Origin of the sequence: Streptomyces sp. NPDC101234, assembly GCF_044767525.1 — a bacterium.
Classification (GTDB): domain Bacteria; phylum Actinomycetota; class Actinomycetes; order Streptomycetales; family Streptomycetaceae; genus Streptomyces; species Streptomyces sasae.
In genome coordinates this window covers 283,686-296,335 of record NZ_JBIWOA010000004.1, presented here as the reverse complement: position 1 = coordinate 296,335, position 12,650 = coordinate 283,686, and the positions used below count along the sequence as shown (strand labels likewise).

Here is a 12,650-nt window from a genome sequence, read left to right as displayed (position 1 = left end):
ACGAATGGGTGAGCTATTCGCGGACGGCGATCCCGTCCAGCACCATCGACAGGTACTGCCGGGCGATCTCCTCCGGGCTGTGCTGTCCGCCGGGCCGGTACCAGGAGGCCGCGACCCACACGGTGTCGCGGACGAACCGGTAGGTGAGGCGGACATCGAGGTCGGCGCGGAAGATGTGCGCGGCGACCCCGCGCTCCAGCGTGGCCAGCCACGCCTTCTCGAACCTGCGCTGCGACTCGGCGAGGAAGCCGAACCTCTCCTGCGCGACCAGCTGCTTGCTCTCCTTCTGGTAGATCGCGACGGCGGCGCGGTGCCGGTCGATCTCCCGGAAGGACTCGGTGACCAGGGCTTCCAGGGTCTCGCGGGGGCCGAGTCCGGCGTCCAGGACGGTGTCGTAGCCGTCCCAGAGCTCGTCGAGGAAGGTCCGCAGGATCTCCTCCAGCATCGATTCCTTGGAGTCGAAGTGGTAGTAGAGGCTGCCCGCGAGCATGCCCGCGTGGTCCGCGATCTTGCGTACGGTGGTGGCGTTGTAGCCCTGCTCGGCGAAGACCTCGGCGGCGGTCTCGAGGAGTTCGCGGCGCCGGGCGGGAGCCGCGGTCACCTGGGGCTTCTTCTTGGTCGGCACGCGTCCATTGTGGTCCTAGGGATGCTGGCTGCTGACGGAGAGGACCTCACCGGTGAGGTACGAGGAGTAGCCGGACGCCAGGAAGACGATCGCGTTGGCCACCTCCCACGGCTCGGCGTACCGCCCGAAGGCCTCACGGGCGGTGAGTTCCTCCAGCAGTTCGGCGGACGTCACCTTCACCAGGTGCGGATGCATGGCGAGGCTCGGCGCCACGGCGTTGACCCGCACCCCGTACTCGGCGGCCTCGACCGCCGCGCACCGGGTCAGCGCCATCACCCCGGCCTTGGCGGCGGCGTAGTGCGCCTGTCCGGCCTGGGCCCGCCAGCCCACGACGGAGGAGTTGTTCACGATCACCCCGCCGTCCCCGCTCTCGCGAAAGAGCCGCAGGGCGGCGCGCACACACCGGAAGGTGCCGTTGAGAGTGACGTCGAGGACCCGCGCCCACTGCTCGTCGGCCATCTCCACGAGCGCCGAAGTCCCGCCGAGGCCCGCGTTGTTGACGACGATGTCCAGCCGTCCGTGCGTGCGCACGGCGGTGTCGAACAGGGCCTGCACCTGGGCCTCGTCGGTCACATCGCAGGGAAGTGCGGTCACGGCCCCCGGATGCCGGCCGGCCAGTTCGGCCTCGTGCTCCTTCAGTCGCCGGGCATGCGCATCGCTGATCAGCACGCGCGCGCCCTCCTCCAGGAAACGGCGCGCGGTCGCGCCTCCGATGCCCGCCCCGGCCGCGGCCGTGATGACCGCGGTGCGCCCCTCGAGCAGCCCGTGCCCGGGCACGTACTCCGGACTCTCGACACTCTCGACGCCTGTCATGGGCCCACGCTAACCTACCAAACACTTGTTAGGGAAGGACGGTGACGGCGACCGTGGACCTGACCCACACCCCGGCCGACGAGGAGTTCCGTGCCGAGGCCCGCGCCTGGCTGGCGGACCATGTGCCCAGCCCTCCGCTCCCCTCCCTGGAGACGGCGGAGGGCTTCGCGGCGCACCGCGCCTGGGAGGCCGAACTGGCGGCGGACCGCTGGTCGGTGGTGTCCTGGCCGGAGCGGTACGGCGGCCGGGAGGCGGGGCTGCTGCGGTGGCTGGTGTTCGAGGAGGAGTACTACGCGGCGGGCGCGCCCGGCCGGGTCGGCCAGAACGGCATCAGCCTGCTCGCACCGACCCTCTTCGACCACGGCACGGAGGAGCAGCGCACGCGGGTGCTGCCGCCGATGGCCACGGGGGAGGTGGTCTGGGCGCAGGCGTGGTCCGAGCCCGAAGCAGGTTCCGACCTGGCGTCCCTCACCTCCAAGGCCGTGCGGACGGACGGCGGCTGGCTGCTCCGCGGCCAGAAGACCTGGTCGTCACGGGCCGCCTTCGCGGACCGCGCGTTCGGCCTGTTCCGCAGCGAGCCGCAGACGCCGAAACCGCATCAGGGGCTCACCTACCTGATGTTCGACCTGCGCGCACCGGGCGTGACCGTCCGCCCGATCGGCCGGCTCGACGGGAAGCCGGCGTTCGCCGAGCTGTTCCTGGACGAGGTGTTCGTGCCCGACGAGGACGTGATCGGCGCACCCGGTCAGGGCTGGCGGATCGCGATGTCGACGGCGGGCAACGAGCGGGGGCTGACACTGCGGTCGCCAGGCCGGTTCCTGGCCGCCGCCGACCGGTTGCTGGACCTCTGGCGGGCACAGGGCGCCCCCGAGTCCGCCGCGGCCCGGGTGGCCGACGCCGTCATCGGCGCCCGCGCCTATCAGCTCTTCACCTACGCGGCCGCCTCCCGCTTCCTGGACGGCGAGTCCCTGGGCCCGGAGTCCAGCCTGAACAAGGTGTTCTGGTCCGAGCTGGACCTGGCGCTGCACGAGACGGCGCTCGATCTGCTGGGTACGGAGGGCGAGTTGGCCGACACTCCATGGTCCGAGGGGTACGTCTTCTCGCTCGCCGGCCCCGTCTACGCGGGCACCAACGAGATCCAGCGCGACATCATCGCCGAGCGTCTGCTCGGCCTGCCGAAGGGACGCCGCTGACATGCGTTTCCTCCTCGACACCGAACAGCGCGACTTCGCCGACGCCCTGCGGGCGCTGCTGACGGCCGCCGACACCCCGGCGGTGGTACGGGACTGGAGCCGCGGGGATCATACGAGCGGGCGGGCGTTGTGGGGACGGGTGGGCGAGGCGGGGGTGTTCGGGCTGGCGGTGCCGGAGGAGTACGGCGGGGTCGGGCGCAGACCTGTCGAACTCGCGGTGGCTTTCCTTGAGTTGGGTCGCCACGCGGTGCCGGGGCCGTTGGTGGAGACGGTGGCCGCGGCGGTGCTGCTCGGTGAGAGTGCCGACCTCGCCAAGCGGTTTCTGCCGGGGATCGCGGCGGGCGGGACGATCGCCACGGTGACGACGGACTTCACCGGGCACGGGTACGGGTACGCGCTGGACGGGGACGCGGCGGGGCTGCGGCTCGCCGCGACGCCGGACGGGCTGCGGTTGTCCCCCGGTGCCGGTGCGGTGCGCCGGTCGCTGGACCCCGCGCGTCGGCTGACACCGCTGCCTCCGGTCGGCGAGCTGATCAGCGCGGAGCCGGCGTGGGCGCAGGCGCTGCCCTGGGCACGGCTCGCCACGGCCGCGCAGGCGCTGGGGGTGGGGCTGGCGCTGCTCGACAGAACGGTGGCGTACGTCAGGCAGCGGACCCAGTTCGGGGTACCCATCGGGTCGTTCCAGGCGGTCAAGCACAGGCTGGCCGACGCGAAGATCGCCCTGGAGTTCGCCCGGCCGTTGGTCTTCGGGGCGGCGGTGACGATGACTCCGTCGGACGTGGCCGCGGCGAAGCTCAGCGCGTGCGAGGCCGCCTACGCCGGGGCGCGGGCGGCGCTGCAACTGCACGGCGCGATCGGCTACACCGCCGAGTACGACCTGTCGCTCTGGCTGACCAAGGCCCGTGCGCTGCGCGCGGCCTGGGGGACGCCGGAAGAGTGCAGAGGGGTGGTTCTCGGGCGTCGTTGACTGCGTGCCGCTGGGGGCCGGTCGCGCAGTTCCCCGCGCCCCTAAAAGAAGGGCGCTTCAGTGGTGGTCCCCGCTCGTGATCTCCCGGTACTCCTGCTCCGTCGGCTTCGGGATGTGGGTGTCCGGGCCGAACATTCCCTTGGCCAGGCTCGCCCGTACCCGCTGTCCGAGCGTGACCTTTCGCCGTACCCCGTTCGCGTCCTCGAGCGGGCCGATTTCGTACGGCGGGTCCTGTTCGTGCTGGGTGAGGGTGAACAGGCTTTCCTGGGTGAGGGGTTCGTGGACCTCGATGTACTCGCCGTGCGGGAGCATCTTGATGAGGCCGGTCTCTCTGCCGTGCAGGACCTTGTCGCGGTCCCGGCGTTGCAGACCGAGGCAGACCCGTTTCGTGACGACGAAGGCCAGGACGGGGACGACGAAGACGGAGATCCGGACGAACCAGGTGATCGAGTTGATGGCGAGATGGAGATGGGTGGCGACGATGTCGTTGCCGCCGCCGATCAGCAGGACGACGTACAGGCTGAGCCAGGCCACGCCGAGGGCGGTGCGGACGGGTGTGTTGCGCGGCCGGTCGAGGATGTGGTGCTCGCGTCTGTCGCCGGTGATCCACGCCTCGATGAACGGGTAGACGCCGATGGCCAGCAGGAACAGCGGGAAGACCGAGAAGGGGATCAGGACGCCCAGTTCCAGGGTGTGGCCCCAGGCGTTGATCTCCCAGCCGGGCATCACCCGGATCAGGCCCTCGGAGAAGCCCAGGTACCAGTCGGGCTGGGCACCGGTGGTGACCAGGTCGGGGCGGTAGGGGCCGAACGCCCACACGGGGTTGATGGTGGCGATGCCGCCCATGAGCGCGAGGACGCCGAAGACGAGGAAGAAGAAACCGCCGGCCTTGGCCATGTAGACCGGCAGGAAGGGCATGCCGACCACGCTCTTCTGGTCGTGTCCGGGCCCCGGGTACTGGGTGTGCTTGTGGTAGAAGACCAGGATCAGATGGGCGACGACCAGTCCCAGCATGATCCCGGGCAGCAGCAGGACGTGGATCGGGAAGAAGCGGGAGATGATGTCGTGGCCGGGGAACTCCCCGCCGAACAGGAACATCGAGATGTACGTCCCGACGATCGGGATCGACAGGATCGCGCCGTCGGCGAACCGGACGCCGGTGCCGGAGAGCAGGTCGTCGGGGAGCGAGTAGCCGGTCAGGCCGGTGAGGATGGCGAGGAACAGCAGGGTCCAGCCGAACAGCCAGTTGATCTCGCGGGGCTTGCGGAAGGCGCCCGTGAAGAACACCCGCATCATGTGGACGAACATCCCGGCGACGAAGACCAGGGCCGCCCAGTGGTGGATCTGCCGGATCAGCAGTCCGCCGCGTACGTCGAAGCTGATGTGCAGCGTCGACTCGTACGCCTTGGTCATGATGATGCCGTTCATCGGGCCGTAGCTGCCGTGGTAGACGACCTCGGCGCCGCTGGGCTCGAAGAAGAGCGTGAGGTAGATGCCCGTGAGGATCAGGATGAGGAAGCTGTAGAGGCAGACCTCGCCCAGCATGAAGGACCAGTGGTCCGGGAACACCTTGCGCATGTTGGCCTTGGCCAGGGAGTAGATCCCGAGCCTTCCGTCGGCCCAGTCCGCGACTTTCTCACCCTTGCCCGGGGGATCCGCCCTGCGCGCGGAATCAGTGGAACTCCCCACCCGTGCCTGGCCGTTCACCGTTCGTGCCGCGTCGTCCATACGTCGCGTCGCCTCCCCGCCGGATCACCCATCAGGGTGGCACGACAGGACCCCGACAGCCAACGGTGCGACGTAAAGTCGGCCGGGGCCGAAGGGTTCAGCCGGCGCGTACGATGCCCGCCGCCCGCGCCGCCGCCAGCCACTGCGGGAACTCGCCGACGAGGCGGTCGTACAGCTCACCGTCCGGGACCTTCAGCGGGTCCGAACCGGCGTGGAAGAAGCCCGCGTTGTCCACCGCCCGCTTTCCCGGGACCGCCAGCTCGTCGAGTTTGCGCAGGAAGTCGAACTGTTTGCTGTGCGGGTCGCCGAAGCCGACGAACTGCCAGAACAGCGGCAGCTTGGCCGCCTTGCACAGATAGCGTTCCGCGGCGGGCTTGTTGATGGGGCCGCCGTCGGTCTGGAAGACGACCAGAGCGGGATCGGTGGCGCCGCTGTCGAGGTAGTGGTCGATGACGGCGTCCATCGCCAGGTGGTAGCTGGTCTTGCCCATGTGCCCGAGCCCGGCCGCGATCTCCTCGATACGGCCCTTGTGCTCGGCGAGCTTGATGTCGGTGACCGCGTCGATGTCGGTGGAGAAGAAGACGACGGGGACCTGACCGTCGTCGTCCAGGTGCGCGGAGAGCCCCAGCACCCGGTCGGCGAGCGCCTGGACGCTGCCGTCCGCGTAGTACGGCTTCATCGAGCCGGAGTAGTCGACGACCAGGTAGACGGCGGCGCGCAGTCCGTCGAGTCCGTGCTTGGTGAGGGAGATCCCGGCCGAGCGGTAGGCGCCGACGAGCGCGGGCGCGGTCTGCTCCACCTTGCTGAGACTGATCGCGGCCATGTCCTGCTCCCCCTCACCCTGGTTCAGGAGGCCGAGGTTACTTGATCGCGGAAAGGCGGCGGCGCCTGCCCATCGTCCGGTCGGGGACTGTGGGGCAGGCGCCGTCAGTGTTCCGTACGCCTTTGTACGGGACGTTCTACGGGGTGATGGTCAGACCATCAGCGAGCGGTCCGTCGGGCGGATCGGGGCCGGGAGGTCGCTCGCGCCCGTGAGGAAGCGGTCGACGCCCTTGGCGGCCGAGCGGCCCTCGGCGATCGCCCAGACGATGAGCGACTGGCCGCGGCCCGCGTCACCGGCGACGAAGACACCGGGGACGTTGGTCTGGAAGTCGGCGTCGCGGGCGACGTTGCCGCGCTCGTCGAGCTCGAGACCGAACTGGTCCACCACGCCGTTCACCCGGTCGGTGCCGGTGAAGCCCATGGCCAGCGTGACCAGCTGGGCCGGGATCTTGCGCTCGGTGCCCGGCTTCGGGGTCAGCCTGCCCTCGATGAACTCCACCTCGGTGAGGTGCAGCCACTGGACGTTGCCGTCCTCGTCGCCCTCGAAGTGGGTGGTGGAGACGGAGTAGACCCGCTCGCCGCCCTCCTCGTGCGCCGAGGTGACCTTGTAGAGCATCGGGAAGGTCGGCCACGGCTGGTGCGGCGCGCGGTCCTCGCCCGGACGGGGCATGATCTCCAGCTGGGTGACCGAGGCCGCGCCCTGGCGGTGGGCGGTGCCCACGCAGTCCGCGCCGGTGTCGCCGCCGCCGATCACGATGACGTGCTTACCCTCGGCCGAGATGGGCGACACCACGTAGTCGCCTTCCTGGACCTTGTTGGCGAGGGGCAGGTACTCCATCGCCTGGTACACGCCCTTCAACTCCCGCCCGGGGACGGGGAGATCACGGGCGGTGGTGGCGCCGGCGGCGATGACGACCGCGTCGTACCGCTTCTTCAGGTCGGTCGCCTTGAGGTCGACGCCGATCTCGATACCGGTACGGAAGCGGGTGCCCTCCGCGCGCATCTGTTCGATACGGCGGTTGATGTGCCGCTTCTCCATCTTGAACTCGGGGATGCCGTAGCGGAGCAGGCCGCCGATGCGGTCGGCGCGCTCGTAGACGGCGACCGTGTGGCCGGCCCGGGTCAGCTGCTGGGCGGCGGCCAGGCCCGCCGGGCCCGAGCCGATGACGGCGACGGTCTTGCCCGACAGGCGCTCGGGGGCCTGCGGAGCGACGGTGCCCGCGTCCCACGCCTTGTCGATGATCGAGACCTCGACGTTCTTGATGGTGACGGCCGGCTGGTTGATGCCGAGCACGCAGGCCGACTCGCAGGGGGCCGGGCAGAGGCGACCGGTGAACTCCGGGAAGTTGTTGGTCGCGTGCAGGCGCTCGGAGGCCGCCGTCCAGTCCTCGCGGTAGGCGAAGTCGTTCCACTCGGGGATCAGGTTCCCGAGCGGACAGCCGTTGTGGCAGAACGGGATGCCGCAGTCCATGCAGCGGCTGGCCTGCTTGCTGATGATCGGCAGCAGGGAGCCGGGGACGTAGACCTCGTTCCAGTCCCGGACGCGGTCAGCGACGGGGCGGGTCTTGGCGACCTCACGGCCGTGGTTCAGGAAGCCCTTCGGGTCAGCCATTGATCGCCGCCTCCATCATCTTCTCGTGGGTCTCGGTCTCGGAGAGACCCGCTCGCTCGGCGGCGTCCTTGGCGGCGAGCACTGCCTTGTAAGTGCCAGGAATGATCTTGCTGAACCGCTGCACGGACACGTCCCAGTCGGCGAGCAGCTTCTCGGCGACCGTGGAGCCGGTCTCCTCGGCGTGCCGGCGCACCACGTCGTGCAGCCACTGCTTGTCGCTGTCGTCGAGGGCCTCGACGGCGTCGACGTTGCCGACGTTGACGTTGTCGACGTTCAGGTCGATCACGTACGCGACGCCGCCGGACATACCGGCCGCGAAGTTGCGGCCCGTCTCGCCGAGGACGACCGCGTGACCGCCGGTCATGTACTCGCAGCCGTGGTCGCCCACGCCTTCCGAGACCACCAGCGCACCGGAGTTGCGGACGCAGAACCGCTCACCGGTACGGCCGCGCAGGAACAGCTCGCCGCCGGTCGCGCCGTAGGCGATGGTGTTGCCCGCGATGGTGGAGTACTCGGCGAGGTGGTCGGCCGCCCGGTCCGGACGGACGATGACGCGGCCGCCGGAGAGGCCCTTGCCGACATAGTCGTTGGCGTCGCCCTCCAGGCGGAGCGTGACACCGCGCGGCAGGAAGGCGCCGAAGGACTGGCCGGCCGAGCCGGTGAAGGTGATGTCGATGGTGTCGTCGGGCAGACCCGCGCCGCCGAACTTCTTCGTCACCTCGTGGCCGAGCATGGTGCCGACCGTGCGGTTGATGTTGCGCACCTTGATCTGGGCGCGCACCGGCTGGGCGTCGGTGGCGCTGGAGGCGGCCAGGGCGTCGGAGGCGAGCTTGATCAGCTCGTTGTCCAGGGCCTTCTCCAGGCCGTGGTCCTGCACGACGGTCTGGTGCAGCGCCGCGCCCTCGGGGAGCTCGGGCACGTAGAAGAGCGGGGCCAGGTCCAGGCCCTGCGCCTTCCAGTGGTTCACGGCACGGGTGACGTCGAGCGCCTCCGCGTGGCCGACGGCCTCCTCGATGGTGCGGAAGCCCAGCTCGGCGAGGATCTCGCGGACCTCCTCGGCGATGAACTTGAAGAAGTTCACCACGTACTCGGCCTTGCCGGAGAAGCGGTCGCGCAGCACCGGGTTCTGGGTGGCGACGCCGACCGGGCAGGTGTCGAGGTGGCAGACGCGCATCATGATGCAGCCGGAGACGACGAGCGGCGCGGTCGCGAAACCGAACTCCTCGGCGCCGAGCAGCGCGGCGATGACCACGTCACGACCGGTCTTCAGCTGGCCGTCGGTCTGCACGACGATGCGGTCGCGCAGGCCGTTGAGCAGCAGGGTCTGCTGGGTCTCGGCGAGGCCGAGCTCCCAGGGACCGCCCGCGTGCTTCAGCGAGGTCAGCGGGGAGGCACCCGTACCGCCGTCGTGACCGGAGATGAGCACGACGTCCGCGTGGGCCTTGGACACACCCGCGGCGACCGTGCCGACGCCGACCTCGGAGACCAGCTTGACGTGAATCCGGGCCTTCGGGTTCGCGTTCTTGAGGTCGTGGATCAGCTGGGCGAGGTCTTCGATGGAGTAGATGTCGTGGTGCGGCGGCGGGGAGATCAGACCGACACCCGGGGTGGAGTGCCGGGTCTTGGCGACCCACGGGTAGACCTTGTGGCCGGGCAGCTGGCCGCCCTCGCCGGGCTTGGCGCCCTGGGCCATCTTGATCTGGATGTCGTCCGCGTTGACCAGGTACTCGGAGGTGACGCCGAAGCGGCCGGAGGCGACCTGCTTGATGGCGGACCGGCGCGCGGGGTCGTAGAGACGGTCCGGGTCCTCGCCGCCCTCACCGGTGTTGGACTTGCCGCCCAACTGGTTCATGGCGATGGCGAGGGTCTCGTGGGCCTCGCGCGAGATGGAGCCGTACGACATGGCACCGGTGGAGAACCGCTTGACGATCTCGGAGACCGGCTCGACCTCGTCGATGGAGATGGCTTCCCGGTCGCTCTTGAAACCGAAGAGCCCGCGCAGCGTCATCAGGCGCTCGGACTGCTCGTTCACCCGGTCCGTGTACTTCTTGAAGATGTCGTAGCTGCCCGCGCGCGTGGAGTGCTGGAGGCGGAAGACCGTCTCCGGGTCGAACAGGTGCGGCTCGCCCTCGCGACGCCACTGGTACTCGCCCCCTATCTCCAGGGCGCGGTGGGCCGGCGCGATGCCGGAGGCCGGGTAGGCCTTGGCGTGGCGGGCGGCGACCTCCTTGGCGACGACGTCGATGCCGACGCCGCCGATCTTGGAAGCGGTGCCGTTGAAGTACTTGTCGACGAAGCCCTCTTCGAGACCGACGGCCTCGAAGACCTGGGCGCCGCGGTAGGAGGCGACCGTCGAGATGCCCATCTTGGACATGACCTTCAGGACGCCCTTGCCGAGGGCGTAGATCAGGTTGCGGATGGCCGTCTCGGACTCCATGCCCGGCAGGAAGGTGCCCGCGCGGACCAGGTCCTCGACGGACTCCATGGCCAGGTACGGGTTGACCGCGGCGGCGCCGAAGCCGATCAGCAGGGCGACATGGTGGACCTCGCGGACGTCACCGGCCTCGACCAGCAGGCCCACGTGGGTGCGCTGCTTGGTGCGGATGAGGTGGTGGTGGACGGCCGCGGTGAGCAGCAGCGACGGGATCGGCGCGTGCTCGGCGTCCGAGTGGCGGTCCGACAGGACGATGAGCCGGGCGCCGTTCTCGATGGCTGCGTCGGCCTCGGCGCAGATCTCCTCGATGCGCGCGGCCAGCGCGTCGCCGCCGCCGGAGACCCGGAACAGACCGGACAGGGTCGCGGCCTTGAAGCCGGGCATGTCGCCGTCGGCGTTGATGTGGATGAGCTTGGCCAGCTCGTCGTTGTCGATGACCGGGAAGGGCAGCACGACGGAGCGGCAGGACGCGGCCGTCGGGTCGAGCAGGTTGCCGGCCGGACCGAGGGACGAGCGCAGCGAGGTGACGAGCTCCTCGCGGATGGCGTCCAGCGGCGGGTTGGTGACCTGCGCGAACAGCTGGGTGAAGTAGTCGAAGAGCAGCCGCGGGCGCTCGGAGAGCGCGGCGATAGGGCTGTCCGTACCCATGGAGCCGATCGGCTCGGCGCCGGCCTTGGCCATCGGCGCGAGGATGACGCGAAGCTCTTCCTCGGTGTAGCCGAAGGTCTGCTGGCGGCGGGTGACCGAGGCGTGGGTGTGGACGATGTGCTCGCGCTCGGGCAGGTCGACCAGCTCGATCTCGCCGGCCTCCAGCCATTCGGCGTACGGCTGCTCGGCGGCGAGGGTCGCCTTGATCTCGTCGTCCTCGATGATGCGGTGCTCGACGGTGTCGACGAGGAACATCTTGCCGGGCTGCAGCCGGCCCTTGCGGACGACCCTGGCGGGGTCGATGTCGAGGACGCCGACCTCGGAGCCGAGGACGACCAGGCCCTCGTCGGTGACCCAGTAGCGGCCGGGGCGCAGACCGTTGCGGTCGAGAACCGCGCCGACCTGGGAGCCGTCGGTGAAGGTGACGCAGGCGGGGCCGTCCCAGGGCTCCATCATCGTGGAGTGGAAGCCGTAGAAGGCGCGGCGGGCCTCGTCCATGGAGTCGTGGTTCTCCCACGCCTCCGGGATCATCATCAGCACGGAGTGCGGCAGCGAGCGTCCGCCCAGGTGCAGGAGTTCGAGCACCTCGTCGAAAGACGCCGAGTCGGAGGCGTCGGGCGTACAGATCGGGAAGACGCGGTCGAGCTTGTCCTGCGGGCCGAACAGGTCGGAGACCAGCTGGGACTCGCGGGCGACCATCCAGTTGCGGTTGCCCTTGACGGTGTTGATCTCACCGTTGTGGGCGACGAAGCGGTAGGGGTGCGCGAGCGGCCACGACGGGAAGGTGTTCGTGGAGAACCGGGAGTGCACGAGCGCGATCGCGGACGCGAAGCGGCGGTCGGACAGGTCCGGGAAGAAGGGCTCCAGCTGGCCGGTGGTCAGCATGCCCTTGTAGACGATGGTCCGCGCGGACAGCGACGGGAAGTAGACGCCCACCTCGCGCTCGGCGCGCTTGCGCAGCACGAACGCCTTGCGGTCCAGCGCGATGCCCTCGCTGGCGCCTCCCCCGGACTCCGTCCGGGAGGTACCCCCAGTGACGAAGACCTGCCGGAAGACCGGCATGGTGGAGCGGGCGGTGGCGCCGAGCAGCCCCGGGGCGACCGGAACCTCACGCCAGCCGAGGACGGTGAGGCCCTCCTCGCCCGCGATCGTCTCGATCTGCGAGACGGCGTCCTGGGCGCCGTCCTCGGGGAGGAAGGCGATACCGACGGCGTACGAACCGGCCGCCGGCAGGTCGAATCCGGCCACCTCGCGGAAGAAGGCGTCGGGCACCTGGGAGAGGATGCCGGCGCCGTCCCCCGAATCGGGCTCCGAGCCGGTGGCGCCGCGGTGCTCCAGGTTCCGCAGAACCGTGAGCGCCTGTTCGACCAGCGCATGGCTCGCCTCACCGGTGAGGGTGGCCACGAAGCCGACGCCACAGGCGTCGCGCTCGTTGCGGGGGTCGTACATACCCTGCGCAGCAGGGCGAGCATCCATGAAGGACCAGTTCTGGCCATTCGTGGAGTGCTGGGACGGCTGGCGCGGCGTACGCATCGGCTCTCCCGTCGTCGTCAGTGGCATATAGCAGGTGCCGAGGGACGACGTTGGCCCTCTGCGTTTTTGTTGCAAAATTTCACGCAGGTTACATGATGAAGCGGTTCTCGGAAACTGGATACACCGTTTCGACATGCGGACGCCGTAGGGGTTTCGGCGGGGCACCGCTCAAGGCGGTGAAGGTGGTGGGGGACCGATCCGGACAGATCGATGTCCATCGGTCCAAGTAGCGGGAGCGAGCGCGATCGTCGCCCCACGGGTGCACGACAGGCGTC

The 12,650-nt window shown here is 69.7% G+C and carries 8 protein-coding genes; 2 read left to right on the top strand and 6 right to left on the bottom strand.

The genetic code is table 11. The features are described from left to right. Nucleotides 1-13 precede the first annotated feature (13 nt). Both ACIRR9_RS09890 and ACIRR9_RS09885 read right to left on the bottom strand, forming a co-directional pair. Nucleotides 14-625: a TetR/AcrR family transcriptional regulator gene (locus ACIRR9_RS09890; protein WP_403749424.1), complete on the bottom strand. Its 612-nt coding sequence runs from the start codon at nucleotides 623-625 to the stop codon at nucleotides 14-16. A 15-nt stretch (nucleotides 626-640) separates the two neighbouring features. Beyond that, nucleotides 641-1,438: an SDR family oxidoreductase gene (locus tag ACIRR9_RS09885; RefSeq protein WP_365335951.1), complete on the bottom strand. Its 798-nt coding sequence runs from the start codon at nucleotides 1,436-1,438 to the stop codon at nucleotides 641-643. Between the two features lie 53 nt (nucleotides 1,439-1,491). On the opposite strand from ACIRR9_RS09885, the gene ACIRR9_RS09880 reads away from it, so the two are divergent. Together ACIRR9_RS09880 and ACIRR9_RS09875 are read left to right on the top strand one after the other, a co-directional pair. Next, nucleotides 1,492-2,631 carry an acyl-CoA dehydrogenase family protein gene (locus ACIRR9_RS09880; RefSeq protein ID WP_403749713.1) on the top strand — a complete coding sequence of 380 codons (1,140 nt, stop codon included), beginning with the start codon at nucleotides 1,492-1,494 and terminating at the stop codon, nucleotides 2,629-2,631. Between the two features lies 1 nt (nucleotide 2,632). Beyond that, entirely contained in the window at nucleotides 2,633-3,598 is a 966-nt protein-coding gene (locus ACIRR9_RS09875; protein ID WP_403749422.1) for an acyl-CoA dehydrogenase family protein, read from the top strand. Between the two features lie 57 nt (nucleotides 3,599-3,655). Here ACIRR9_RS09875 and ACIRR9_RS09870 read toward each other — a convergent pair whose 3' ends face one another. The 4 genes from ACIRR9_RS09870 to gltB form a co-directional block, all read right to left on the bottom strand. Further along, nucleotides 3,656-5,326: a cytochrome bc complex cytochrome b subunit gene (locus tag ACIRR9_RS09870; protein ID WP_403749419.1), complete on the bottom strand. Its 1,671-nt coding sequence runs from the start codon at nucleotides 5,324-5,326 to the stop codon at nucleotides 3,656-3,658. 97 nt (nucleotides 5,327-5,423) lie between these two features. Beyond that, nucleotides 5,424-6,149, bottom strand: a complete 726-nt coding sequence (locus ACIRR9_RS09865; protein WP_365335953.1) for a VWA domain-containing protein — start codon at nucleotides 6,147-6,149, stop codon at nucleotides 5,424-5,426. Between the two features lie 150 nt (nucleotides 6,150-6,299). After that, nucleotides 6,300-7,760: a glutamate synthase subunit beta gene (locus tag ACIRR9_RS09860; protein WP_403749416.1), complete on the bottom strand. Its 1,461-nt coding sequence runs from the start codon at nucleotides 7,758-7,760 to the stop codon at nucleotides 6,300-6,302. After that, entirely contained in the window at nucleotides 7,753-12,375 is a 4,623-nt protein-coding gene (gene gltB / locus ACIRR9_RS09855) for a glutamate synthase large subunit (protein ID WP_403749413.1), read from the bottom strand. Before gltB ends, ACIRR9_RS09860 begins: the two co-directional genes overlap by 8 nt. Between the last annotated feature and the right edge of the window lie 275 nt (nucleotides 12,376-12,650).

Excerpts from the sequence above, each read along its gene's own strand:
- ACIRR9_RS09870 (WP_403749419.1), bottom strand. The coding sequence starts at position 5,326 with ATGGACGACGCGGCACGAACGGTGAACGGCCAGGCACGGGTGGGGAGT.
- ACIRR9_RS09885 (WP_365335951.1), bottom strand. The coding sequence starts at position 1,438 with ATGACAGGCGTCGAGAGTGTCGAGAGTCCGGAGTACGTGCCCGGGCAC.
- ACIRR9_RS09875 (WP_403749422.1), top strand. The coding sequence starts at position 2,633 with ATGCGTTTCCTCCTCGACACCGAACAGCGCGACTTCGCCGACGCCCTG.
- ACIRR9_RS09865 (WP_365335953.1), bottom strand. The coding sequence starts at position 6,149 with ATGGCCGCGATCAGTCTCAGCAAGGTGGAGCAGACCGCGCCCGCGCTC.
- ACIRR9_RS09860 (WP_403749416.1), bottom strand. The coding sequence starts at position 7,760 with ATGGCTGACCCGAAGGGCTTCCTGAACCACGGCCGTGAGGTCGCCAAG.
- gltB (WP_403749413.1), bottom strand. The coding sequence starts at position 12,375 with ATGCGTACGCCGCGCCAGCCGTCCCAGCACTCCACGAATGGCCAGAAC.